General features: G+C 31.2%; 24 protein-coding genes and 1 other RNA gene. 16 read left to right on the forward strand and 9 right to left on the reverse strand.

Annotated features, from left to right (window positions below; all coding sequences use genetic code 11):
• Positions 1-4: 4 nt before the first annotated feature.
• The gene (locus MUN68_RS05895) at positions 5-1,690 is read right to left on the reverse strand and encodes a M23 family metallopeptidase (protein WP_249995738.1); all 1,686 of its coding nucleotides are present in this window, start codon (positions 1,688-1,690) and stop codon (positions 5-7) included.
• A 278-nt stretch (positions 1,691-1,968) separates the two neighbouring features.
• Here MUN68_RS05895 and MUN68_RS05900 point away from each other — a divergent pair, with 278 nt between their 5' ends.
• From MUN68_RS05900 to rny, 4 genes are all read left to right on the forward strand, one after another.
• Complete coding sequence (locus tag MUN68_RS05900; protein ID WP_249995739.1) at positions 1,969-2,259, forward strand: hypothetical protein; 291 nt, start codon at positions 1,969-1,971, stop codon at positions 2,257-2,259.
• Between the two features lie 14 nt (positions 2,260-2,273).
• Positions 2,274-2,567 carry a cell division protein ZapA gene (locus tag MUN68_RS05905; protein WP_249995740.1) on the forward strand — a complete coding sequence of 98 codons (294 nt, stop codon included), beginning with the start codon at positions 2,274-2,276 and terminating at the stop codon, positions 2,565-2,567.
• A 58-nt stretch (positions 2,568-2,625) separates the two neighbouring features.
• Positions 2,626-2,755: non-coding RNA, 6S RNA (gene ssrS, locus MUN68_RS05910), on the forward strand.
• A gap of 91 nt (positions 2,756-2,846) precedes the next feature.
• Positions 2,847-4,424, forward strand: coding sequence for a ribonuclease Y (gene rny / locus MUN68_RS05915; protein WP_249995741.1), 1,578 nt, complete (start codon positions 2,847-2,849; stop codon positions 4,422-4,424).
• A gap of 99 nt (positions 4,425-4,523) precedes the next feature.
• Here the strand turns inward: rny and MUN68_RS05920 are convergent, their stop codons facing one another.
• Together MUN68_RS05920 and MUN68_RS05925 are read right to left on the reverse strand one after the other, a co-directional pair.
• Positions 4,524-5,693, reverse strand: a complete 1,170-nt coding sequence (locus MUN68_RS05920; protein WP_249995742.1) for a sensor histidine kinase — start codon at positions 5,691-5,693, stop codon at positions 4,524-4,526.
• A 60-nt stretch (positions 5,694-5,753) separates the two neighbouring features.
• On the reverse strand, positions 5,754-6,662 hold the full coding sequence (locus MUN68_RS05925) for a site-specific tyrosine recombinase (protein WP_249995743.1): 909 nt from the start codon (positions 6,660-6,662) through the stop codon (positions 5,754-5,756).
• A 240-nt stretch (positions 6,663-6,902) separates the two neighbouring features.
• On the opposite strand from MUN68_RS05925, the gene MUN68_RS05930 reads away from it, so the two are divergent.
• From MUN68_RS05930 to aroQ, 4 genes are all read left to right on the forward strand, one after another.
• On the forward strand, positions 6,903-7,448 hold the full coding sequence (locus MUN68_RS05930) for a porin family protein (RefSeq protein WP_249995744.1): 546 nt from the start codon (positions 6,903-6,905) through the stop codon (positions 7,446-7,448).
• 228 nt (positions 7,449-7,676) lie between these two features.
• Positions 7,677-8,213, forward strand: a complete 537-nt coding sequence (locus tag MUN68_RS05935) for a hypothetical protein (RefSeq protein ID WP_249995745.1) — start codon at positions 7,677-7,679, stop codon at positions 8,211-8,213.
• A gap of 129 nt (positions 8,214-8,342) precedes the next feature.
• Positions 8,343-8,930, forward strand: a complete 588-nt coding sequence (locus MUN68_RS05940) for a porin family protein (protein ID WP_249995746.1) — start codon at positions 8,343-8,345, stop codon at positions 8,928-8,930.
• A 74-nt stretch (positions 8,931-9,004) separates the two neighbouring features.
• Entirely contained in the window at positions 9,005-9,421 is a 417-nt protein-coding gene (gene aroQ / locus MUN68_RS05945) for a type II 3-dehydroquinate dehydratase (RefSeq protein WP_249995747.1), read from the forward strand.
• A 74-nt stretch (positions 9,422-9,495) separates the two neighbouring features.
• Here the strand turns inward: aroQ and lpdA are convergent, their stop codons facing one another.
• The 3 genes from lpdA to msrB form a co-directional block, all read right to left on the reverse strand.
• Entirely contained in the window at positions 9,496-10,872 is a 1,377-nt protein-coding gene (gene lpdA, locus MUN68_RS05950) for a dihydrolipoyl dehydrogenase (RefSeq protein ID WP_249995748.1), read from the reverse strand.
• A 142-nt stretch (positions 10,873-11,014) separates the two neighbouring features.
• The gene (locus MUN68_RS05955; RefSeq protein ID WP_249995783.1) at positions 11,015-11,569 is read right to left on the reverse strand and encodes a DUF1572 family protein; all 555 of its coding nucleotides are present in this window, start codon (positions 11,567-11,569) and stop codon (positions 11,015-11,017) included.
• Positions 11,570-11,673: 104 nt separating this feature from the next.
• Positions 11,674-12,150, reverse strand: a complete 477-nt coding sequence (gene msrB, locus MUN68_RS05960; RefSeq protein WP_249995749.1) for a peptide-methionine (R)-S-oxide reductase MsrB — start codon at positions 12,148-12,150, stop codon at positions 11,674-11,676.
• Between the two features lie 153 nt (positions 12,151-12,303).
• Between msrB and MUN68_RS05965 the strand changes: the two genes are divergently transcribed.
• The 8 genes from MUN68_RS05965 to MUN68_RS06000 all read left to right on the forward strand — a co-directional run bounded on the left by MUN68_RS05965 (position 12,304) and on the right by MUN68_RS06000 (position 23,753).
• Complete coding sequence (locus MUN68_RS05965) at positions 12,304-13,707, forward strand: glycogen synthase (RefSeq protein ID WP_249995750.1); 1,404 nt, start codon at positions 12,304-12,306, stop codon at positions 13,705-13,707.
• Between the two features lie 5 nt (positions 13,708-13,712).
• Positions 13,713-14,978 (forward strand): glucose-1-phosphate adenylyltransferase, encoded by a 1,266-nt coding sequence (locus tag MUN68_RS05970; protein WP_249995751.1) that lies wholly within the window; start codon positions 13,713-13,715, stop codon positions 14,976-14,978.
• 30 nt (positions 14,979-15,008) lie between these two features.
• Positions 15,009-16,919: a 1,4-alpha-glucan branching protein GlgB gene (gene glgB / locus MUN68_RS05975; RefSeq protein WP_249995752.1), complete on the forward strand. Its 1,911-nt coding sequence runs from the start codon at positions 15,009-15,011 to the stop codon at positions 16,917-16,919.
• Positions 16,920-17,092: 173 nt separating this feature from the next.
• Positions 17,093-19,498, forward strand: coding sequence for a glycoside hydrolase family 31 protein (locus MUN68_RS05980; protein ID WP_249995753.1), 2,406 nt, complete (start codon positions 17,093-17,095; stop codon positions 19,496-19,498).
• Between the two features lie 95 nt (positions 19,499-19,593).
• Positions 19,594-20,424: a M48 family metallopeptidase gene (locus MUN68_RS05985; protein ID WP_249995754.1), complete on the forward strand. Its 831-nt coding sequence runs from the start codon at positions 19,594-19,596 to the stop codon at positions 20,422-20,424.
• 60 nt (positions 20,425-20,484) lie between these two features.
• Positions 20,485-21,834, forward strand: coding sequence for an MFS transporter (locus tag MUN68_RS05990; RefSeq protein ID WP_249995755.1), 1,350 nt, complete (start codon positions 20,485-20,487; stop codon positions 21,832-21,834).
• Between the two features lie 46 nt (positions 21,835-21,880).
• Positions 21,881-22,801 (forward strand): lipocalin family protein, encoded by a 921-nt coding sequence (locus MUN68_RS05995; RefSeq protein WP_249995756.1) that lies wholly within the window; start codon positions 21,881-21,883, stop codon positions 22,799-22,801.
• Positions 22,802-22,910: 109 nt separating this feature from the next.
• A complete protein-coding gene (locus MUN68_RS06000; RefSeq protein ID WP_249995757.1) occupies positions 22,911-23,753 on the forward strand; it encodes a hypothetical protein in 843 nt (280 codons plus the stop codon).
• Between the two features lie 71 nt (positions 23,754-23,824).
• On the opposite strand, the gene MUN68_RS06005 is transcribed toward MUN68_RS06000, so the two are convergent.
• The 3 genes from MUN68_RS06005 to MUN68_RS06015 form a co-directional block, all read right to left on the reverse strand.
• A complete protein-coding gene (locus MUN68_RS06005; protein ID WP_249995758.1) occupies positions 23,825-24,541 on the reverse strand; it encodes a head GIN domain-containing protein in 717 nt (238 codons plus the stop codon).
• A 23-nt stretch (positions 24,542-24,564) separates the two neighbouring features.
• Complete coding sequence (locus tag MUN68_RS06010; RefSeq protein WP_249995759.1) at positions 24,565-25,659, reverse strand: hypothetical protein; 1,095 nt, start codon at positions 25,657-25,659, stop codon at positions 24,565-24,567.
• Between the two features lie 68 nt (positions 25,660-25,727).
• Positions 25,728-26,288, reverse strand: coding sequence for a hypothetical protein (locus MUN68_RS06015; RefSeq protein ID WP_249995760.1), 561 nt, complete (start codon positions 26,286-26,288; stop codon positions 25,728-25,730).
• Between the last annotated feature and the right edge of the window lie 8 nt (positions 26,289-26,296).

Below are 26,296 nucleotides of genomic sequence, written 5' to 3' on the forward strand. Positions count from 1 at the left end.
TTTTTTATTTTCTAAAAAACGTTGCTTCAAATGTAGAACTATTTCCAATATTATCTATAACAATTACTTTCAAATTATTTTCAGTATCAGAAACCACACTATCATCAAAATTATAAGTTAGTGTGTCTTTTTTATAATCATATTCCATTAAAATCCATTTTCCGTTAATGGTTCCTCTATAATTACCAATGCCTGAAAGGTTGTCATCAATTCTAATTTTAATGAATTCAGACTTACTGATCCATTTGCCATCTTGAAAATTTACAGGCTTAATTGTTGGGCTTATTGTATCTGTTACTAAAGTGAAAGTGCCTAAAGATTTCGTTCTTGCGGTTAAATAATTACCTTGTCGACTTGTTCTAACATAATATGGACGTTTATAATAACCATAAAGTTTTGCAATAAACAATTTGCTTTTATCTTCTTCAGAATAGTTTTCAATATTATAGCTAATCGTACAATTTTTCATAAGCGGAATAACATCCTTATGTAATGTTAAGGTATCACTACTAACGGCGAAATCGATATGGAAATTGTCATAAAATGTGTTTTCAGCAAAGTAGACAGATATGTTTTTATCTTCTAGTCTAAGAGATTCATTAGCCTGAACATAATACGCAGGTTTTAATTCGTAATTTTCTAACTTTTCTTTTGCTTTTATCCCTTTAATTGGAATATTCACCCAAGACTCATTGCCTTTAAAATCTTGAATTCTTATTTTATAAACGGAAGATGTGCTGTCTTCAACTTTAATGTATCCATCATCAGAAACATCATGCAGCATGCTTAACGTGTTTCCAGATTGTACAAATAATTTTTGAATACGAGATTTTTTCGTTTTATAAATTTCAAAATCAATATAACGGTTAAGGTGTTTGGTTTCATCAAAGCTGAAGCGCTTAAAATCCATTTCAAAATTCTTATTTCCATTAAAAAATGTTTGAATATTGCTTACTCCATTTTTATTATGTGCTAAATCTTGCTGATCGTAACTAACAACGCCAAAACCAATATCTCCATAAGCTTCAATAGGTTCTACACTATAATCCCCATTTTTATTAGGAATGAGTCGTAATTCTATTCTTTTTTTTACTTCATTTACATGAGATTTTCTGTTTTTAGGGTAGGCATAAATAGCTGTGATAACTGGACGTTTTGTATCAGTAATATCAATTCCAAAAAGCATTGGGTTGATTGGTCGTTCAGCATTATCTCTAATCTCAAAATGTAAGTGAGGACCACCAGATCCTCCTGAATTTCCAGAAAAAGCAACTATCTCATCTGACTGAATTGGCAATTCTTCAGGATTAGGAAATACTTCAATCTCATAAGATTCCTTTTCATATTGTTTCTCCTTAATATAGCTTTCTATTGTTGGACTGAATTTTTCTAAATGCGCATAAACGGTTACATAACCATTAGGATGTGTGATGTACAACGCTTTTCCGTAGCCGAAGTGAGAAATTTTAATCCGACTCACATAGCCTTCAGCTGCTGCGTAAACATCTAAACCTGTACGTTGCTGTGTTTTTATATCCAAACCAGAATGAAAGTGATTGGAGCGTAATTCTGCAAAAGTTCCTGATAATACTAAAGTAACATCTAACGGATTTCTAAAATAATCTTGAGGATATGGCGTTTGGCAAAACCCAAATTGAGAGAAGAATAAGATTATATAAATATATTTCATGCTAGTTAAGTACAATGTCAGATTTCTATAACGCAAAAATATTGAATTATTTTTAATATAGAAAATAATCTATATATTGTTTTTGAATTAGTTTGTGTAATCAGTAAAATCAAAAATAGTAAAGTTAGGCTTCAAAAAGCAACTATTAATAAAATATAAATTATACGTTAAGCTACTGTATATCTGATGTTTTGATATAAATTAAAAATTAATTATAAAACTATTGTTATTTTTCATTTGGTATGTTAACTTTGTTACATCAGTATTGAATTTTGTAAATGAGTAAAATTGAAGATGTTGTTGACTCGATAGAGAATAAAATAAGCAAGGTTTTGCACAAACTAGAAGTTTTAAAGCAAACCAATGCTAAAATCTCGGAAGAGCTAGCAATTCAGCAGCAAAAAAATATTAGTCATCAGGAAGAAATTAGTTCTTGGGCTGATAAATATGAAGCACTCAAAATGGCAAATTCATTATTGGGCAGTGACGATAATAACAGAGAAACTAAGCTTAAAATAAATACGTTAATTAGAGATATTGATCATTGTATAGCGCAATTATCTGAATAATGTAACAAGATGTAATGGCAGAACAGCTTAAAATAAAGCTATCTATAGCAAACCGAGTATATCCTTTAACTATTGCGCCAAGTCAAGAGGAAGGACTACGAAAGGCTGCTAAGAAAATCGAAGCCATGATAAGCCAGTTTGAACAAAATTATTCTGTTCGTGATAAGCAAGATGTATTAGCAATGTGTGCTTTACAGTTTGCGTCTCAAGTAGAACAGAAAACAATAGATAAAGCCGAAGTAAGTGAAGAAGTTGAAGCAAAATTAAATGCTTTAAATCAACTTTTGCATGAACACGTAAGTGCTTAGCGTTCTTTTAAATATAATATTAGGTTACTGCCTACATTAGTTATTTTATTTTTGATAAACTCAACGTTAATTCTTTAAAAAGGGTGAGTTTAAACTGTAAAATCGAGCTGCTATCATTGAACTTATTTCAATGTTTTGGGCAGATTTTTGATCAGTTTGTTAGCCCTAAACTTGTTTTTAAGGAGTTTATACAAAATCTGAAACTGATGTAGGCTTTTTTTATCTCAAAAATAATTGAGAATTTTGATCATATCAAAAACAATTTAAACTAACTAAAACATGGAAACGAATACAATTTTAATGATTGTTGGAGGCGTAGTATTAGGACTAATACTAGGATATATTATTGCAAAATCTCTTGAAAAGAGTAATGCATCAAAGCTTATAAAAGATGCGAAAAACGAAGCTAATTCGCTTTTAAAGCAAGCTAAACATGATGGAGAATCTATCAAAAAGGATAAAATGCTTCAGGCAAAAGAAAAGTTTATTGAACTTAAGTCTGAACATGAAAAAGTAATCCTTTCTCGAGATAAAAAAATGGCTGAAGCTGAAAAAAGAACTAGAGATAAGGAATCTCAAACGTCAAGTGAATTGGCTAAAGCTAAAAAGACAAATCAAAGTCTAGACGATAAAGTGAAAGATTATAACTTCAGACTTGAATTTTTAGAAAAGAAAAAGGAGGAAGTTGAAAAAGCGCATAAGAGCCAGATTAAACAACTAGAAGTGATTTCTAGTTTATCTGCTGAAGATGCAAAATCTCAATTAGTAGAATCTTTAAAAGCTGAAGCAAAAACAGATGCGATGAGTTATCTTCAAGATACACTTGAAGAAGCCAAACTAACTGCGCAGCAAGAAGCTAAAAAAATAATAATTAATTCTATTCAACGTATTGGAACAGAAGAAGCAATTGATAATTGTGTGTCTGTATTTAATATTGAATCTGATGATGTTAAAGGTCGAATTATTGGTAGAGAAGGTCGTAATATTAGAGCGATTGAAGCTGCAACTGGAGTAGAGATCATTGTTGATGATACACCAGAAGCGATAATTTTATCTTGTTTTGATTCCGTGAGAAGAGAGATTGCTCGTTTATCATTACATAAATTAGTTACCGACGGAAGAATTCATCCAGCTCGTATTGAAGAGATTGTTAAAAAGACAGAAAAGCAGATCGAACAAGAGATTATTGAAGTCGGAAAGCGTACTGTAATCGATTTAGGAATTCATGGCTTACATCCTGAACTTATAAAACTTGTTGGTCGAATGAAATATCGTTCGTCTTATGGCCAAAATCTATTACAGCATTCACGTGAAGTTGCTAAATTATGTGGAGTGATGGCTGCTGAATTAGGATTGAATCCTAAGTTAGCTAAACGTGCAGGATTGCTACATGATATTGGTAAAGTGCCATCTTCTGAAGCAGATATGGAAACACCTCATGCTATTTTAGGGATGCAATGGGCTGAGAAACATGGCGAAAAATCAGAAGTTTGTAACGCTATTGGAGCTCACCACGACGAAATAGAGATGACAACATTGTTATCTCCAATTGTTCAAGTCTGTGATGCTATTTCTGGAGCAAGACCAGGAGCAAGACGTCAAGTATTAGATTCTTATATTCAACGTTTAAAAGATTTAGAAGATGTTGCTTTTGGATTTAATGGCGTTAATAAAGCATATGCTATTCAAGCAGGACGTGAATTACGTGTGATGGTAGAAAGTGAAAAAGTTACCGATGAACAAGCAGCTAACTTATCGTTTGAGATTTCACAAAAAATACAAACGGATATGACCTATCCTGGACAGGTAAAAGTGACAGTAATTCGAGAAACTAGAGCTGTTAACATAGCGAAGTAAGAAGCTCAAAACTGTATCGTATTTATTATTTATAAATAAAAAAGCACTCTAAATTTTAGAGTGCTTTTTGTCATTCAGAATGAAACTAAGAATGTTTATTTATTTTTTAAAAGTTAAAGTAAACGTCGAGCCTTCATCTAGTTTACTGCTCAATTCTATTTTTCCATCTAGAGCTTCAACTTGTGTTTTAGTAATATATAAGCCAATACCTCTAGAATCTTCTCTATTGGTTCCGTGAAATGTTTGGTACATCTCAAACAATTGATTTTTATATTTATCAAGATCAATTCCGATACCATTATCAGAAATTAGTATTTTAATGGCATCACTTGTATGTATGGTTTGAAGAATGATTTTAGATTTTCGATCTGGATGACTATATTTTATGCCATTTGAAATTAGATTGTGAAGGATGCTTTCAAAATAGGACGTATTCGTTTTTATGTGGTCAATTTCTCTAATGGCATTATGAATGCTAATCTCTTTTTGTTGGCTTTCTAATTCTAGGCTTTTTATAATCTTATTTGCACAAGAAAAGATATTTATTTTTTGATTGATTTGTTCAATGCTAGATTTGGACTTTATATTAATAATGTCATTTAAATCGACTATTGTATTTGTTAAGGCTTCAGAGATGGTTTTCAAATGACCAACTAATTCTTCTTTTTCGTTTTCTGTAGTTGATTCATCATAAAATTCTAATATATTTTTAAAATTTCCAATATGTGTTTTAAGATTATGAGAAACGATATGTGTGAAATTGTGAAGTCGTTTATTTTGATGGGTAATAAGTCCTAAGTTATTATTTAGTAATTCCTCACTCTTTTTTCTTTGAGTTATATCTGCAACTGTGCCAATAATTCTAATGGGCTTATTGTTTTTATCTCTAAGAACCACTTTACCACGATCTAATACCCATTTATAAGTTCCGTCTTTACATAGAATGCGATGTTCATTTTTATAATGGTCTAAAGTACCATTTATATGCGCAATATAATCTTTAAAATACGCTTCTCTATCATCTGGATGAACACGTTTGTCCCATTGTATTTGAGCGTTTTTTATTTCTGAATCTTGATAACCAATTAACTGCTTTGTTTCTTTTGAATAAAAGACTTCGTTTGTAGAAGCATTCCAATCCCATAGTCCAACATTAGAATTCTCTAATGCAAATTTCCATTTTAGCTCATCTAAATTTTCAAGATGATCAATAGGTGTATGATTTTTTTTTGTTTTTACTGAAGATAGTTTTTTGACTAATCTTTTCATAGAAGGCTTTTTAATTAAGACACTAAAAATACTAATATGTCACAATATTCTCACTATAAATTACTTCCTAGGATGATGTTTTAATAAAATGTCTTTGAGATGAGAACGATCTACATGCATATATATTTCTGTTGTTGTAATACTTTCATGACCTAACATAAGTTGAATCGCTCGTAAATCGGCTCCGTTTTCTAGTAAATGTGTAGCGAATGAATGTCTAAATGTATGTGGTGATATTGTTTTATTAAGATTAATAGCTTTGGCTAGTTCCTTAATAATAGTAAAAATCATTGCTCTTGTTAATTGAGCACCTCGATGATTTAAAAACAAGGTATCCATATATTCTTGGTTTATATTAATTTTTGTTCGTTCTTGTTTCCAGATATTGATATAATTTTGCGTATTTAAGCCTATCGGAACAAAACGTTGTTTATCTCCTTTTCCAGTTACTTTAATAAACCCTTCATTAAAGAAGAGGTCTGAAATTTTTAAATTAATAAGTTCACTAACACGAAGGCCACAACTATACAGTGTCTCTAAAATAGCTCTATTTCGTTCACCTATATATATTGTATTGTAACTTTTAGATAAATCTATTGCTCCAATGAGAGTATCAATTTCTTTAATGCTAAGGGTGTCAGGAAGTTTTCTTCCTGTTTTTGGTGATTCAATATGGTCTAAGGGATTGGTTTTTCTATAATCTTCAAAAATTAAATAGGAAAAGAAACTTCGTAAGCCAGAAATTAATCGGGATTGAGATCTTGCATTAATGCTTTTAGAAGCATCATAAATAAAAGGTTGAATAACATTTTTTTCGATCATAATTGGTGATATGCTTATACTGTTTTGTTCTAAATACAGTATAAGTTTTTGTACATCACGAACATAACTTTCGATAGAGTTATTGGACAAACCTCGCTCAATTTTAAGGTAATGTTTGTAATCTTTTATAGCATTTTGCCATTTCATAGCGTTTTTTCTCTATTATATAGGTTGTTTAATTGTAAAAATAAGGGTTTTGAGGCTGTTTTTCTACGTCATTTGTCGTATTTTTAATATATTTTGTTAATAATCCTGTTTTTAATAAGCTGTTTATCAGTTGTTTAATTTTGCGTGTTTACAAAATTGTTAATAAGTCCATAAATATTGTTTATTATTTCAAAAAAAAGTATTTAGTTTGTACTAATCAATTTTAAAAACTTATAAATTATGAAAAAATTAATGTTATTTGCTGCTGCTGCAGTATTTAGTTTAACAAATGTTAATGCTCAAGAAACTACTTTTGGTGCTTTAGCAGGATTATCAATTCAATCATTGACTGTTGATATAGGAGGTATTGGTTCAGTAAGTGATTCTGAAACTGGTTTCCATATTGGAGGTTTTGCTAATATTGGAATTTCTGATCAGTTTAGTGTACAACCTGAAGTAACTTATGCAATGGCTGGTGACTTTTCTATGATTAGTGTAAATGCAATTGCTAAGTATGCTGTTTCTGATGAATTTAATGTACAATTAGGACCTCAAATTGGTTTTGCAGGTGGAGATGCTTTTGATGCTTTTGACAAGTCTACAGATGGTGATTCTACTTCAATGAATTTACAATTAGCTGCTGGTGTTGGTTATGATATTAATGAAAACATTTTCGTACAAGCGCGTTATGGTTTTCAATTAAATGATCATTTTACTGGTGACGGTGATTTTAGCTGGAAAGTTAATACAATCAGCTTAGGTGTTGGTTATAAATTTGGTGGATAATATTTTCACTTCAAATAAATAAAAAAAGAGAGGCTATTAGCCTCTCTTTTTTGTTTATTAATTACGGTTTATGTTAATGAAGGCTTTTTTTGTATGTTTCATCGTTAGTACTTTGGTTTCTTTGTTTTATTTTCTATATTGGTTTCAAATTAGAAAACAAAAGCTTCTACATTTGGAGTCTATGTTTAATAAAAGAGTATAAATATTAAATTTAACAAAAGCCTAATTATGAAAATGTATCAACCAAAAAGAAGTGTATTATTATTAATGTTAATTGCTGTAACAGCTTTTTCATCGTGTTCTAAAGATGACGATGGAGGAGGAGATAACGGTTTAGATGGTATTCCATCTGGTGAAATTGTAGCTAAAAACTTAAGAAATGAAACCTTAACAGGATTTAGTACGCTAGGTAGAAATGAAGGGTCTCAAAAATGGTGGAGTCATGCCGTTAGTGATTTTAATTTTTCTGGTTGTGGTCAAGATAGTGAAGATTATTCTGTAACTGATTTAGGATATTATGCATTTTACCCTGACGGAACAATGCATCAAAAAAATAGTATAGATGGTGAACCATTTTATCTTCAAGAATGGGAGTGGACTAATCCAAATAAAACTGCTGTATATGTAAGAGGTGATACATCTGTTGGATTTACAGTGACCTATTTAAATGACAATAATGTTGTTTATGGTGCAAGTCAAAGTATTGGAGGAGGTTGTACAATTGTTTCATATGAGCAATTAGGAAATCCTCATTTTGAAGATTAATCTTATAAAACTTTAATGAAAAGGGTAACATTTTGTTGCCCTTTTTTTATGCCTGAAATTTATAAGATTTTTCTTGTACACAAAATTTTCATATCATAGATTTACTGCCAATTTAAAAAAAAATAAATTATGAGAAATATAATGTTATTTATTGCTGTTGCAGTATTTAGTTTATCAAATGTTAGCGCTCAAGAAAGAGACAAAGGAGTAATTGAGATAATTCCTTATTTAGGCTATTCTTCATTTTTTTTAAATGGAGATGAAGTTGAACAATTAGATTCAAGAGCTTCGTTAAGTTTTGGTGTGAAAGGAGATTATTATTTTAACGATCGATGGAGTTTGCGCTCTGGATTAACTTATGATGCTATGGGAGCAAGTGTTCCAAAATCTGATTTAAAATTAGATTACTTAAATATTCCAGTAAATGTGAATTGGCATTTTGGGAGTACTAGAAAATGGAATTTAAACTTTGGAGTCACACCAGGCTTTTTAATGAAAGCAGATATAGATGGAGATGATGTTAAAGATTTTTATAAGTCTTTTCAACTAGGAATTTCTTATGGAATAGGATATAAATTAGAGATTTCTGAATCTTTTAGTCTTTTATTTGATTCTCAAGGCTTTTTTGGAGTGACAAATATTCTTGAAGAAAGTGATAATTTTACTAGACTTAATGCAGGTTCAAACCTTAATATAGGAGGTGTTTTTACATTTTAAAATTCACTAATATTATAAAGCCGAAGATATTTAACTTCGGTTTTTTTATGTCTAAATTTTAATATCTTTACTTTATGAAGAAGTTAATTATTATTAATGGACCTAATTTAAACTTATTAGGAAAGCGAGAAACGAATATTTATGGCGATTTATCGTTCACAGAATTTTTTGAGTCTATAACTGATAAATATCCCAATGTTAAATTAGAACATTATCAATCTAATATTGAAGGAGAGTTGATCGATAAAATTCAGGACGTTGGTTTTAGTTATGATGGTATTATTCTCAATGCAGCAGCTTATACGCATACATCAATAGGTATAGGAGATGCTGTTAAAGCAATTGAAACACCAGTAATTGAAGTTCATATATCTAATACATTCTCAAGAGAAGAGTTTAGACATCAATCTTACATCTCTACAAATGCTCAAGGCGTTATTTTGGGGTTTGGTTTGCAAAGTTATGAATTAGCAATTCAAAGTTTTTTATAGATGTTTTTAAGGTTTTATAGAACTAAAAAAGTTCCAGGATTGCTGGAACTTTTTTTATGAATCTTATTATTTGTTTATAGATGAATCACTTCATCATACGCATCAGCAACAGCTTCCATAACAGCTTCACTCATCGTTGGATGAGGATGTATGGCTTTCAACACTTCATGTCCTGTTGTTTCTAATTTTCTACCTAAAACAGCTTCAGCAATCATATCAGTAACGCCTGCGCCAATCATATGGCAACCTAACCATTCACCATATTTAGCATCGAAAATCACTTTTACAAAACCTTCTTTATGACCACCTGCACTTGCTTTTCCAGAAGCAGAAAACGGAAATTTACCAACTTTTATGTCTATGCCTTTGTCTTTTGCTTGCTTTTCAGTTAAACCAACAGATGCAATTTCTGGAGTACAATACGTACAGCCTGGTACATTACCGTAATCTAAAGCTTCTACGTGTTGACCAGCAATTTTTTCTACACATAAGATTGCTTCAGCAGATGCAACATGAGCTAATGCTTGTCCAGGAGTGATATCTCCAATAGCATAGTATCCTGGAATATTAGTTTGGTGGTAATCGTTAACTAAAATTTTATCTCTATCAACAGCAATACCTACATCTTCTAACCCTATATTTTCAATATTTGATTTTATACCAACAGCAGATAAAACGATATCAGCTTCTAATATTTCTTCTCCTTTTTTGGTTTTAACAGTTGCTTTTACGCCAGTTCCTGAAGTATCAACTTTAGTAACTTCAGAAGACGTCATAATTTTAATGCCACTTTTCTTAAAGCTACGCTCTAATTGTTTAGAAACATCATCATCTTCAACAGGTACAATTTTATCTAAGTATTCAACAATTGTGACTTCGGTTCCTATGGAGTTGTAGAAATATGCAAACTCAACACCAATTGCACCAGAACCAACCACAATCAATGATTTAGGTTGTTTAGGTAACGACATTGCTTCTCTATAACCAATTACTTTCTTGCCATCTTGAGGTAAGCTAGGTAATTCGCGAGAACGAGCTCCTGTAGCGATAATAATATGATCAGCAGAATATTCTTTTCCTTCAACATCCACTTTTTTTCCGGCTTTTAACTTACCGAAACCTTCAATAACATCAATTTTATTTTTTTTCATTAAAAATTTAACGCCATTACTCATGCCTTCTGCAACACCACGACTACGTTTTACAACAGCACCAAAATCTTTATCATAATCTTTTACAGACAGACCATAATCTTCAGCATGTTTTAAATATTCAAAAACTTGGGCAGATTTTAATAATGCTTTAGTAGGAATACAACCCCAATTTAAGCATATGCCACCAAGACTTTCTTTTTCAATAACAGCAGTTTTAAAACCTAATTGAGAAGCTCTAATAGCTGCAACGTATCCTCCAGGACCACTTCCAAGTACAATTATATCGTATTTACTCATCGTATTTTTTGTCTAAATTTTAAGATTACGAAGTTACAAAACCAAATGTTAAAATTCCAATATCTAAAACACAAATTCTAAAACTTAAATTAAATTAATTTTAATTCGATTTGGTATTTACATTTTGCGGTTAGACTATTGCTTATAAATCATCAGTAAAATGCCTGCGACCTTTTTCTTTACTAAATTTTTCCTGATTGTAAGTTTTAGATTTTCCTTTGGGTATGGATAAAGAAACCCAGTTGTTTCTTTTTAATAGTTTGCCTAAAAAGACAAGTTGCCCAACGTGATAGGAGTAGTGTGCTAATTGTCGATTTATGGCTTCCGTTACTGTATGACCTTGATTTCGGATGTAGATGATTCGTTCTAAATCTTCATGAGTTAAAGGTTTAATAGCTTCAAATAAACAATTCCAGCCTTTGTTCCAGTAGTTTAAGAGTTCTTCTTTATTTTCAAAAGTATCTTCAAATTCACTATCGCGATGCCTCCATTCTTTTTCTCCATCTTCAATTATAAAATTGGTCCATCTGCTTAACATATTTCCGATTATATGTTTTACAATAATTGAAATTGAGTTTGAATCTTCTGCAAATTCTTGTTTAAGTTCTCCAATTGATAATTGATTGATAGTTTTGTCACCAAGTGATTTGTAATACTCAAACTGTTTGATTACGCTTGTTAAATAGGAGTTGACCATAATACTTGATTTTTTATTAAATAAAAATAGCGATACAAAACCTTTATTACTATGATTTATCATAGTTAGATTTTATATCGCTATAAATGGAATGTAATTATCTTTTATTTTTTCGGCTCAAATTTTAATGAAACACCATTAATACAATGACGTTTTCCAGTCGTATTTCTTGGGCCATCGTTAAAAACATGCCCTAAATGCCCACCACAAGTTGCGCAATGCTCTTCGGTTCTTGTATATCCTAAATTGCTATCAGTTGAATACGCTACATTGCCTTTAATTTCTCGATCAAAACTTGGCCATCCTGTACCTGAATCAAATTTGTTTTCACTTTTAAATAATGGTGTATTACAAGCTGAACAATGAAAAATCCCTTCACGATATTCTTTATTCAACTCACTTGAAAATGGACGCTCTGTACCAGCTTGTCTTAATACATGATATTCTTGTTCTGTGAGTTGTTTTTTCCATTCGGCATCTGTTTTTGTAATTTCAAATGTTTCTGTAGAATCAGGTTTTTGAGCAGAACTATTACAACTAAAGAATAAAGTTACTGTTAAAACTAATATTATCTTTTTCATATTTAAAAGTAATTGATTTGACAATTTAAGTCGAAAAAAAATTAGATTCATTACGAAATCGATTTCGAAACATTATTCCTTTAACTATGCGTAAATCCTTATGGTTTATAATTTAAAAATAGTAAATTTAAATGTTGAAATAAAAATTTTGAAATGAAAATAATGCATGTTAGCGCAGAATGTTATCCCATAGCTAAAGTTGGAGGTTTAGCTGATGTGGTTGGTGCATTACCAAAATACCAGAACCAATTAGGAGCTACTAGTAATGTTGTCATGCCTTTATATGACAATGCATTTACTAGAAAGCATGAATTTAATTCAGTTTATGAGTCGCAAATTTCTTTAGGAAATGATGAGATTACTTATAGTGTTTTAAAACTTGCCAAATCCGTTTTAGATTTTGAAGTATATTTTATTGATATTAAAGGATTATTATTTAAAGATTATGTGTATTCTGCCGATGATACAGATCGCTTTTTGGCATTCCAAATAGCAACATTAGATTGGATACTAACGTTAAGTGATAAGCCTGAATTTATTCATTGTCATGACCATCATACAGGATTAATTCCGTTTATGACACAAGAATGTTATAAATATGAAACCTTAAATAAAATTCCAATAATAACTACAATTCATAATGCGCAATATCAAGGTTGGATGACTTATGATCATCTATTTAAAATACCAGAGTTTAATATAGAAAAGATAGGTTTGCTAGATTGGAATGGCGTTATAAATCCGTTAGCATCAGCAATTAAATGTGCTTGGCGAATCACTACAGTCTCTCCAAGTTATATGGAAGAATTGAAAAGTGAAGCTAATGGATTAGAGAGTTTATTATCTCAAGAAAGTGCTAAAGCAATTGGTATATTAAACGGAATCGATTCTGGTGTTTGGAATCCTGAAACCGACAATTATATTGTAGAAAACTATAAAATATCGACAGTTGAAAAAGGAAAAAAATCCAATAAAAAATGGCTTTGCTCTGAGTTTAATTTAGATGAAAGCAAGCCTCTATTTGCATTTATAGGACGACTTGTAGGAGAAAAAGGAGCTGAACTTTTACCAGAAGTGTTTTCTAAAGTTTTAGAAACGAATGACGTATCCATTCTTCTTTTGGGTTCCGGTTTTAAAGACACAGAAGCAAAATTATTAGCATTAAAAGCTAAATATGAAGGATCATATAATACATTTATTGGTTACGATGAAAAACTATCGCACATCATTTATGCAGGTGCAGATTTCTTATTAATGCCATCTCGTGTAGAACCTTGTGGTTTAAATCAAATGTATTCTTTACGTTATGGAACTGTTCCTGTAGTAAGAAGCATTGGTGGTTTAAAAGATACGATCATAGATATTGAAGATAATGGTTTCGGAATTTGCCATGACTCTGTTACAATAGATGATATTGTTACAGCAATAAAAAAGGCTTCAAATTTTTATAACAATAAACTAGCATTCAAAAAGAATAGAAAACGTATTATGAGTATTGACCATTCTTGGGAAGTCTCTGCAAACGCATATATAAACTTATATAAATCAATAAACTAAAGCATATGATTAATAATGAAGTGTTATCAATTATACTTGGTGGAGGCCAAGGATCAAGATTATATCCTCTTACAGCAGATCGATCTAAACCAGCCGTGCCAATTGCAGGTAAATATAGATTGGTAGATATACCAATTTCTAATTGTATTAATTCTAGCATCAAAAGAATGTATGTGTTAACACAGTTTAATTCTGCGTCTTTAAATCAGCATATTAAAAACACCTATCATTTTAGTTTTTTTAGTAGTGCTTTTGTTGATGTTTTAGCTGCTGAACAAACCATGCATAGTGATAAATGGTTCCAAGGAACTGCCGATGCTGTTCGACAGAGCATGCATCACTTTTTGCAGAATGATTTTAAATATGCTTTAATACTATCTGGAGATCAATTGTATAATATGGATTTAGAGGATATGATAGAAAAGCATAAAAAGAGTAATGCTGAAATTTCTATTGCCACATATCCTGTAAGTGCAAAAGATGCAACAGGTTTTGGATTATTAAAAACAGATGATGAAAATGTAATTACGTCTTTTATTGAAAAACCGGATTCAGAATTATTACCAGATTGGACTTCAGAAGTTAGTGACGATATGAAAAAAGAGGGTAGAAACTATCTAGCTTCAATGGGTATTTATATCTTTAATAGAGACTTATTAATAGAGTTAATGAATAATCCTGATACTATAGATTTTGGTAAAGAAATTATTCCTCAATCCATACATAAACATAAAACACTAAGTTATCAATATGAAGGGTATTGGACTGATATTGGTACAATTGAATCCTTTTTTGAAGCCAATTTAGGCCTAACAGAAGATATTCCTAAATTTAATTTGTATGATGATAATCGAGTGTATACTAGAGCAAGAATTTTGCCTACATCAAAAATTTCAGGAACCTTATTAAACAAAACGGTAATTGCTGATGGTTGTATAATTCATGCTGCTAAAATTGAAAAAAGTGTTATTGGTATTCGGTCTAGAATTGGTGAAAATTCAACAGTATTAAATACCTATATGATGGGAAATGATTCATACGAATCATTAAAAAATATTGAGAAAAATAAAATTGAAAATCTTTTAGGAATAGGAGATAGATGCTACATTAACAATTGTATTGTAGATAAAAATTGTAGAATTGGAGATGATGTTAAAATTGAAGGTGGTAAACATTTAAAAGATACAGAGACCGAAAGTTATTTAATAAAAGACGGAATTGTTGTCATTAAAAAAGGAGCTACCATCGATAAAGGGACTATCATTAAATAATCTCATGTATTCTTCAACTAAAAATATTATATGTCTAAAGTAAAAGCACATAGCTTATTTACAGATTTTGATATCAATTTATTTAAATCTGGAAAGCATTATAAACTCTACGAAAAATTCGGGTCTCATTTAACGACTCTAAATGGAGTGGAAGGTACTTATTTTGCTGTTTGGGCTCCAAGTGCAAAACAAGTTTCTGTGATAGGTGATTTTAATTTTTGGAAAGAAGGTGCACATAAATTAAATGTAAGATGGGATGAAAGCGGTATTTGGGAAGGCTTCATACCTAACATTGGTAAAGGCTCAGCTTATAAGTATAAAATTGAAAGCCATAATAATGGTATAAAAACAGAAAAGGCAGATCCATATGCAAGGCGTTATGAGCACAATCCCAAAACAGCTTCTATTGTCTGGGAAGATGCATACAGTTGGAAAGATACCAAATGGATGAAATCTAGAAAAAAGAAAAATGCACTAAATGCACCATTTTCTGTTTATGAAGTACATTTAGGGTCCTGGAAAAAACAAATAGAAGAAAACCGTTTCCTTTCTTATGTTGAGCTGGCAGATCAATTAGTTGATTATGTAAAAGAAATGAACTTTACTCACGTAGAGCTTATGCCTATTATGGAATTTCCTTACGATCCAAGTTGGGGTTATCAGGTAACTGGTTATTTTGCACCAACATCTCGTTTTGGCTATCCAGAAGAATTTAAACTTTTAGTAGATAAACTACATCAAAATGATATTGGGATTTTATTAGATTGGGTGCCTTCACATTTCCCAGAAGATGCACATGGTTTAGGCTTTTTTGATGGGTCGTGTTTATATGAACATCCAGACAAACGCAAAGGCTATCATCAAGATTGGAAAAGTTTAATCTTTAACTATGGTCGCAATGAAGTCAAATCTTTTTTAATAAGCAACGCATTATTTTGGCTAGATCAATATCATGCAGACGGATTGCGAGTAGATGCTGTAGCATCTATGCTGTTTTTAGATTATTCAAGAGAAGAAGGAGAATGGGAACCTAACCAATATGGTGGAAGAGAAAATCTAGAAGCAATTGCTTTTATGAAAGAATTAAATGAAGCTATTTATGGTACGTTTCCAGATGTGCAAGCTATAGCTGAAGAATCTACTTCATTTCCAGGTGTTTCTAAACCTGTGTTTTTAGGTGGATTAGGATTTGGTATGAAATGGATGATGGGTTGGATGCACGATACATTACAATACTTTGCTAAAGAACCGATTTACAGAAAGCATCATCAAGATGATTTAACATTTAGTATGACATATGCGTTTACCGAAAACTTCATGTTGCCCTTAAGTCACGACGAAGTCGTGTATGGTAAAAAATCGATACTAAATAGAATGCCTGGTGATGAGTGGCAAAAATTCGCTAATTTACGAATACTCTATAGCTATATGTTTACGCATCCAGGAACAAAATTATTATTTCAAGGTGCAGAATTTGGGCAAAGTGAAGAATGGGATTTTCAAAAAAGTTTAGATTGGCATTTACTACAATACAAACCGCATAAAGGAGTTCAGAAGTTAATAAAAGACTTAAATAAGCTTTATAAAACAGAACCTGCTTTTCACGAAAAGCAATTTGAACAAGAAGGATTTGAATGGATAGATTATAATGATGCTGAGAACTCTATGTTTGCCTACATGAGACATGGTAATAACAAAAAAGACACGGTTATAGTTGTATGTAATATGACACCTATGCCGAAGAATAATTACAAACTAGGTTTGCCTAAGGCTGGAAAACTAAAACAAATTTTCAACAGTGACCAAAAAGACTATTTTGGTACAGGTAACTATAGTAATAAATTGATGATTACAAAAATGATACCTTGGCATTTTAGAGCGCATTCAGTTGAAGTCATAATTCCACCTTTAAGTGTAGCAATTTTTAAATATACTGTATAGTTAAATAGTGTATTGTCAAATTATTAATATTAATCATGTTTTATTCTTGTATTGTCAAAATATAAACTCGAAATCGTTATAGTTAATAATTAGTTATAATTACCATATAGCATTCTTTTTTACTACCTGATTTTTCCGTTTTTTTACGCTTAGTTTACTTCAAAAACTGCACTATGATTATAAATACTGAATTAGAACAAAAAGGGAATTTATTTCCTTCTAAGATAATTAATTTCAAGAAAGATGTTGATACTTTATATTTTTCTACAGATAATGATGTTGTTTTACAATTAACTGTCCTAAGAGACAGTGTTTTGCGTTTTAGGTATTCTACAACTGGGACATTTGGAAATGATTTTTCATATGCAATAACTAAATATGCAAGTACAGGATATAACCATCTAACTATTGATGAAGATGATGAATTTTATAAAATAACAACGTCAAAACTTATTTGCCATATTGCAAAAGAAGATTTAAGAGTTTCACTTTATGACGCAAAAGACAATGAATTAATCAATCAAGATGAAGTTGGTTTTCATTGGGAAGAAAGTTATGAATATGGTGGTAACATTGTTAAGATGAGTAAAATTTCTAACGATGGAGAAAGTTATTATGGCTTAGGAGACAAACCAAATCATTTAAATTTAAAAGGGAAACGTTACCAAAATTGGGTGACCGATTCTTACGCATATGGAAAAGATACAGATCCTATTTATAAAGCCATTCCTTTTTACACAGGATTGCATAACAAAAAGGCTTATGGTATTTTCTTTGATAATACATTCAGAAGTTATTTTGATTTTTCTCACGAAAGAAGAAATGTAACTAGTTTTTGGGCTGATGGTGGTGAAATGAATTACTATTTTATTTATGGTCCGCAAATGCAAGATGTTATTGAAAGCTATACAGATCTTACCGGAAAACCACATCAATTGCCACCACTTTGGGCTCTAGGATACCACCAATGTAAATGGAGTTATTATCCAGAAAGTAAGGTTAAAGAAATTACATCGACATTCAGAAAGTTAAAAATTCCATGTGATGCAATTTATTTAGATATCGATTATATGGAAGGCTTTCGATGTTTTACTTGGAATAAAGAATACTTTCCAGATCCAAAACGAATGGTTAAAGAATTAGCTGACGATGGATTTAAAACGGTTGCTATTATTGATCCAGGTATTAAAATAGATAAAGAGTATTCTGTTTTTAAAGAAGCTTTAGAAAAAGACTATTTCTGTAAACGAGCTGATGGTCCTTATATGAAGGGTAAAGTTTGGCCTGGAGAATGTTATTTTCCTGATTTTACAAACCCGAAAGTGAGAGATTGGTGGTCAGGTTTGTTTAAAGAACTAATTGAAGATATTGGAATTAAAGGTGTTTGGAATGATATGAATGAGCCAGCTGTTATGGAGGTTCCTAACAAAACTTTTCCTGATGATGTAAGACATAATTACGATGGTAACTTTTGTAGTCATAGAAAAGCACATAATATATATGGCATGCAAATGGCTAGAGCTACTTATCAAGGTCTTAAAAAATATGCATATCCTAAGCGTCCATTTGTGATTACTCGATCTGCTTATTCTGGAACACAGCGTTATACGTCAACATGGACAGGTGATAATGTGGCAACTTGGGAACATTTATGGATTGCAAATGTACAAGCGCAACGTATGGCTATGTCTGGATTTAGTTTTGCAGGTAGTGATATTGGTGGTTTTGCTGAACAGCCTCAAGGTGAATTGTTTACACGCTGGATTCAATTAGGTGTATTTCATCCTTTTTGTCGAGTGCACTCTTCTGGTGATCATGGAGATCAAGAACCTTGGGCTTTTGATGAAGATGTAACAGATATTGTTAGGAAATTTATAGAATTGCGCTATCAATTACTACCTTATTTATACACAGCATTTTGGCATCACATTGATCAAGGGAGACCAATATTGAAATCCTTAGTGCTTTATGATCAAGAGGATGTTCAAACACATTATAGAACAGATGAATTTATTTATGGTGAAAACATTTTAGTTTGTCCTATTATTGAACAAAATGCAAGAGGAAGACGAATGTATGTTCCACGCGGAAATTGGTATAACTACTGGACCAACGAATTGATTAAAGGCGGAAAAGAGTTATGGGTTGATGCAAATATTGAAAGCATGCCTATTTTTATAAAAGAAGGTGCAATTATTCCTAAATACCCCATTCAGCAGTATGTTGATGAACTTGATATTGATGAAGTAACCTTAGATGTGTATTATAAAAAAGGAAAAGAAGTGTCTACCCTTTATGATGATGCCAATGATGGATATGATTATACTAAAGGACGTTATAGTTTAAGAACCTTTAAGTTAAAAGGAAAAGAAAATGAATTAATCATTCAACAACACAAAGAAGGTAAGTATACCACTAAGTACAAAACCTTTAATTTAAAGATTTACGGATTGCCTTTTGAAGTCAAAGAAATACAACTAGATAATGAAATTATTGATATTAAACGATTAATTTTAGATGAGTATTCAAATATCGTTATTGATAAAGATTTTTCTGAACTTCATATTATAGGTGTATAAAGTATAAGATTAAATGTGACATTTTAATCTCTAATTGTGTCAAACATTATGGAATGAATTTTGTAAATTTAACTTTATACTAAAAACCATTAGCAATGAAATATAAAAATAGCATCGTAGCAGTTGGAACGTTAATAATGTTCTTGTCTTGTGCTACAAATCCTCTAACTGGAAAAAAAACATTGGCATTTGTCTCAAATAATGAAATATTTCCTTCTGCATTTGCTCAATATGATCAGTTTTTATCTGAAAATAAAGTCGTAAATGGCACATCAGATTCTGAAATGATTCAACGTGTCGGACAACGAATTGCAGTTGCTGCAGAGCGTTGGTTAAATGCAAATGGTCATGAAGGGTATTTAAAAGATTATAAATGGGAATACAACTTAGTAAACGATAATACTGTAAATGCATGGTGTATGCCAGGAGGAAAGATTGTATTCTATACGGGAATTTTACCTATTGCACAAAACGAAACAGGTGTTGCAGCTATTATGGGTCATGAAGTTGCTCATGCACTTGCAAATCATGGACAACAACGTATGAGTGCCGCTTACATTCAACAAGGACTTGCTGTAGCTGGAAACATAGCTATTAAGGATGAACAAACTAGAGGTATATTTAACCAATCTTATGGTGTAGGGTCTAATGTATTAGGAATGTTACCTTTTAGTAGAAGCCATGAATCACAATCTGATGAGTTCGGATTAACTTTAATGGCTATTGCTGGTTACAATCCTGATGAAGCTGCCGAATTATGGAAACGTATGAAAGCGAATAGTGGAGGAGAAGGACCACCAGAGTTTTTAAGTACGCATCCATCTAACGATACACGTATTTCAAACTTGCAAGGTTGGGCTCCTAAATCTAAAGCTGAAGCTAAAAAGTTTGGAGTTACTTCTTTTAGACCATTAGGTGAATTTTAATATTTAGTTCATAAAAAATATCTTACTTTAGAAGCTGCTTACTTAAAAGCAGCTTTTTTTATGGAACATTTACAAAAAGGCAGTAAAAAACTGCTAAACGCTTGGGCATTTTACGACTGGGCAAATTCGGTTTATACATTAACGATTGCATCTTCAATTTTTCCAATATTTTATTCAGCTTTATTTATTTCTCAATCAGAAAAAACAGTTGAAGCTTTTGGAATGCTTTTTAAAAGTACTGCTTTAATAACTTATGTTACAGCTTTTACCTTTTTAGTAGTTGCTTTTACATCTCCAGTTTTGTCTGGAATTGCCGATTATGTTGGAAACAAAAAGAACTTCATGAAGTTCTTCTGTTATGTTGGTGGATTTGGTTGTATTGGATTGTACTGGTTTAATATTGAAAACATTCATTTGAGTTTGTTATTTTATTTCATGGGATTAATTGGGTATTGGGGAAGTTTGGTATTCTATAATTCATATTTACCAGATATAGCATTTCCAGAGCAACAAGATAGTATCAGTGCTAAAGGGTTTAGTATGGGTTATATTGGAAGTGTGATTTTATTAGTGATTAATCTCGCAATGGTCATGTATCCAGACGTTTTTTTTATTTCTGATACTATATCTGAAAATGGTGAGATTATTGAAACTGCTGCACAAGTAGGTATGCGATATTCTTTCGTAATGGTAGGTTTGTGGTGGATTCTTTTTAGTCAATATACATTTTATGTACTTCCTAAAGGAGCTTCTCAAGGTCATAAAGTTACTAGAGCTGTAATATTTAATGGAATTAAAGAACTGAAATTAGTTTGGCTTCAGTTAAAGCAAAATTTAAGACTGAAACGCTATTTAGTGGCGTTTTTTGTATTCAGTATGGCTGTACAAACCATTATGTTAGTGGCCGTTTATTTTGGCGAAGAAGAGATTTCTTGGGCAGATGAGGATGCTAAAACTTTAGGTTTGATAGTTAGTATTTTAGTAATTCAATTGGTGGCTATAATTGGAGCTTATTTAACCTCATTCGCATCTTCAAAGTTTGGAAACATACAAACACTTATTGTAGTCAATTTTATTTGGATGGCATTATGTGTGTATGCCTATTTTATGCAAACACCTTTTCAATTTTATATTGCTGCATCATTAGTAGGATTGGTAATGGGTGGAATTCAAGCCTTGGCACGATCAACGTATTCCAAATTTTTACCAAATACAGAAGATACAACTTCGTATTTTAGTTTTTTCGATGTCGCCGAAAAAATAGGAATCGTAATAGGAATGGTAATTTTTGCAACAATAGATCAAATAACTGGAAGTATGCGTAATGCGATTTTGTTTTTATTTATCTTTTTTCTAGTTGGAATTTTTCTGCTCTTTAGAGTTCCAAAAGAAAATCTTAAACCAAATTAAAATTAGTATGTTTGCTAAAATTAAATTAATTCATATTTCAATTGTTATGAAAAAAATATCTTTCCTGTTTTCTATGTTCATTTTGCTAACAGCTTTTACTTGTGAAGATGAACCTTTAGATGGAGACTTTTTAACAGAAAACAATGCATCTTGCGAACTTGCTACTCAAAATACTCAAAATGCAGCCATAGCTTTTTTAAGTGTTACTGCAGAGAATTATTCTCAATTATGTACTACTTATAGAAATGCATTAGAGGCTCAAATACAATTTTGTGGAGATCCAGATGGAATTTTACAAACTCAAATTGAAAGTTTAGGTTTTTGCGGAGATACTAATCCTGATCCATGTGATATTGCAATGACATTAACTTCTGTTGCTGAAACAGCATATAATGAAGATACATCTGATACTACTTTATGTAATGATTATCGAGTAGCTTTAGAAAACGAAATTGCAATCTGTGGAGATTCTGATGGAAGTCTTCAATTAATCATTGATGAATTAGGAGATTGTACTAATAATCAAACCAACGAAGACATAGTAGGAACATGGCTTTTGACTGCATGGATTGGTGAAGAACCAATTGATTTAAATAATGATGGAACAGAAAGTGTCAATTTCTTAGATGAAATGAATTGTTATGAAAATGAAACAATTGTATTTAATGCAGATAATACTGCTGTTGCAATGAGTACATCATATGCTTCTTTTATTTTCGAAATTGAAGTAGGAACTACTAATGAATATGATTATGTTATTGAATGTGAATTTGAAAATGAAAACACAAACAGTACTTGGACACAAAACGGAAATATAATTACCGTTGATGATGGTACTACAGTTTATGATGCTACAATAAATGGAGATCAATTATCTGTTTTTGTGCCTGAAGGTTTTGTCGCATTTAGTTCAGATTTCACAGCAACGACGATACAGGATTTAACTTTTATATATACTAAACAATAATTAAAGTTTAAAATTTAAAAATAAAAGCCACTCATAAATAGAGTGGCTTTTTTGATTTACAATTAAAAGATAAAGTTGTAACTTTAAATTCACAAAATTGATGTATACCATGAAAAAGTTATCACTCCTATTGTCATTTTTTATATTATTAAGTGCCTTTACTTGTGATAATGAACCATTAGAAGGTGAGTTTGTTACTGAAGAAACATCATCATGTAATGTGTCTTCTCAAAATGTCATTGATGCTGCTTTAGCCTTTACTCAAGCTACAGATGAAACCTATGAACTGTTATGTATGGCGTATAAAACAGCATTGCAAAATCAAATACAGTTTTGTGGAGATCCAGATGGAAGTTTACAAGCAATAATTGATAGCTTGGGAGATTGTTTGATAAATACCCAAATTGAAGATTGTGCTTCTGCTCTAGAAGCTGTTGAAATAGCTGAGTTAGCTTTTAATGAAGCTACTATAGGGAATTATACAGAATTATGTATCATATATAGAGAAGCCTTGCTAACTTACATTGAACTTTGTGGACCAGATAGTGAAGTGCAATCAATTTTAATTGAATTAGGAAACTGTATTCAAGAAGAAACAGCTGAAGGTGTTTTTAGTGTAAATGCAGGAACTATGCCTTTAGTGTTTGATGCCATTCATGTTTCTGAAAATGGAGATGTTCTACAAGTCGCTGCAGAAACAGGTTCTCCAACATATCACATTATTTATTTTGAAATAACTCTTGGTGAAACTGGTGTTGATATTATTAATGATACATTTTCTATTAATATAAATTCAGTATATTATCCTTCAAATCAAGGGTTTGATGATTTTACATCAACAATAACAACAAACACACCAGGAAATATTATCGGTAGTTTCAGTGGTGTTGTAACCAATGCTAATGGAGCAGATTTGAATTTAACATCTGGAGTTATTAGTGTCGCATATTAAGTTTTAGTGAATAAAAAAAAGCCACAAACTTCAAATTGAAGCTTGTGGCTTTTTTTATAGTATGTACTTTTCTAGTTGCTAATACTTCCTGAACCAGCAACTTTGGTATCTTCAGTTTTTGGATGACCTCTGTATTCAATATCACCAGAACCTGCAACTCTAGCTTTTAAACTTTCATTACTAACAACTTCAGCATCACCAGATCCTGCAACAGCAACTACAGTATGATTAGATTGCAAATCAAATCCATGAAAATCGCCAGAACCAGCTACTTTTGCTTCAAGTTTGTTTGTGCTTCCTTTCAATGTTAAGTCTCCAGAACCAGCTACTTTTGCTTCAGTGTTTGTCGCTTTAATGTTTAAGATAACATCACCAGAACCAGATAAAGCAACGTCTAAATTTGTAGATGTTATTAGATCTTCATTCCATAAATCTCCAGAACCAGCAAGTGATACTTTATTAATGTCTTTAAACGGAATTGTTATTTTAATGGACTTATTATTACTAGATCTAAGATTGATATGATTTTCTGTTTTTATGACAAGTTTGTTGTCTCTTACTTCTGTTATAATATATTGTAATAAGTTTTCTTCGCCTTCCATGGTGATTTTTCCTTCAGTACCAGCAACTAAAATATAATCAAATGATCCAGCACATGCTATGCCATCATAGTCTGATGTCGTTCTAGTTATTGTTGTCATTGTTCCGTTTCCATTTATTTTTCTACCGCCTGCATAACTAAATGTGATGCAAAATAAAAACGCTGTGAGTAAGATTGATTTTTTCATTTTAAAATGTTTTTAATTGATTATTATTGTTTTTTGAATGTTACGCTTCCATATTCAGATTTGATTCTAATCATATTTCCGCTGTTTGAATTTCTGTAGTAACCTTGATAGTATTTGTCTGATGATTCAATACGTTTTTTTGTGAATTCAAAGCCATCAGCATCTCTTAATGAGGCATATTCTAAATCGATATCAAAATCAAAAGCATAACCAGAATCGTAACCAATTGTAATGCCGCAGTAATCTGATTCTATTTCAACATTACCTGCATTTGCAGCCATTTTTCCTATTTTTATTGAACCATAGTCCGCTTTAATATCTATGTTTTTATAAATTGTTCCTAGTCTAAGGGTTAAATAATCTCCATTACCATTCACATTATTTGCATTATTTATTTTTAATGATCCATAATCACAGTTGTATGAGATGTTTTCTGCTAACTCAATTTCCGATTTTGTATAATCTGCATTTACGTCTAATGATTTAGCTTTTCCAACTGTATAACCACTGTAATCGGCATTAATACTGCCACTTTTTATGTATTCAAAGTAGGCGTTGTTGGTGTAATCAAAATTAATATCATTATGATCTGCCATCAATTCTTTGGTTGTGATTTTTCCGTAATCACAATTAATTTCTGCACGACCTTCTAATTTATCAAGTGTGATACTTCCATAATCATTATTCAAGTCCACATTATTAGTTATTGGTAATTTGATGATGTAATTTATAGACATATTTACATTGTTATTTTTGCCCCAATTCCACCAAGATTTAGATTTGTTCTTACTAAACAATGTTTTAGCCATGACTGATGTTGACGATGCATTAAATTCTATATCAATATCATCAATTTTTTCTTGTACTTTTTCTAAATCGTTACCATTGGTTTTAATGTGTACTTCAATACTAATGGTTGAGCCTTCATAAGTGATAATGTCAATATTACCATAACTATTGTTTACTTTTAGTGTAGCATTACTAGAAACTTGAAACTCTTTTTTTATCGTTTTTTCTTTGGTATGTTCACCTGACCATTTATTTGAATTGCCTCCAAATGTTAAAGTTGGTATCAGTATAAAAGCAAACAGTAATTTGTATAGTAGTTGTGTTTTCATAAGGGTTGTTTTTAGTATTCCAGTATTAGCATTTAACTGCTTCTGAACGTTTTTTGTTGATTTTAATATTATAAAGTATTCTGTTTTGATTCATTGTCCTTAAATAGTTTTACCTCTTCAATGGTTTTTAAAACTTGTTCTAAGACGTCAATTCTGTTTTGAAAGTTTGAAATCATAGCGTAAACGACACGTTTATCGTCACCAGATTCTGTAAGGTCTTTTTTTAGTTTTTCATAATTACCTTCTAATACACGAAGTTGTTTTAATGCATCATTTATTAATTCTTCAGTAATAGGTGAACGTTCCGTTTCTAGAGTTGCTAATTCATTTTCAATTGCTAACGTAAAGAAATCTTGAGTTTTAGATAATTCTGGCGATACACTTGCCAAATCTTTAATATCTGGTTCTGTTTGTTGCATAAATGTGAAAATGCTAAAACATAATACTATTGATGCTGCAACGGCTAAGAAGGGTTTCCAGTAACTCGTTTTATGAGAGTGATTATCAGCAATAGTATGTTGTTGCTTTAGTTTGTCTAAAAATCGATTCTGATGACCAGAGTTTGGCGAATTAATATCAAACTCTTTTTCAAGTCTTCCGAAAAGGGTGTCTATTTGATCTTTTTCCATAGTCTTAG

The organism is Psychroserpens ponticola, from assembly GCF_023556315.2.
Classification (GTDB): Bacteria; Bacteroidota; Bacteroidia; order Flavobacteriales; family Flavobacteriaceae; genus Psychroserpens; species Psychroserpens ponticola.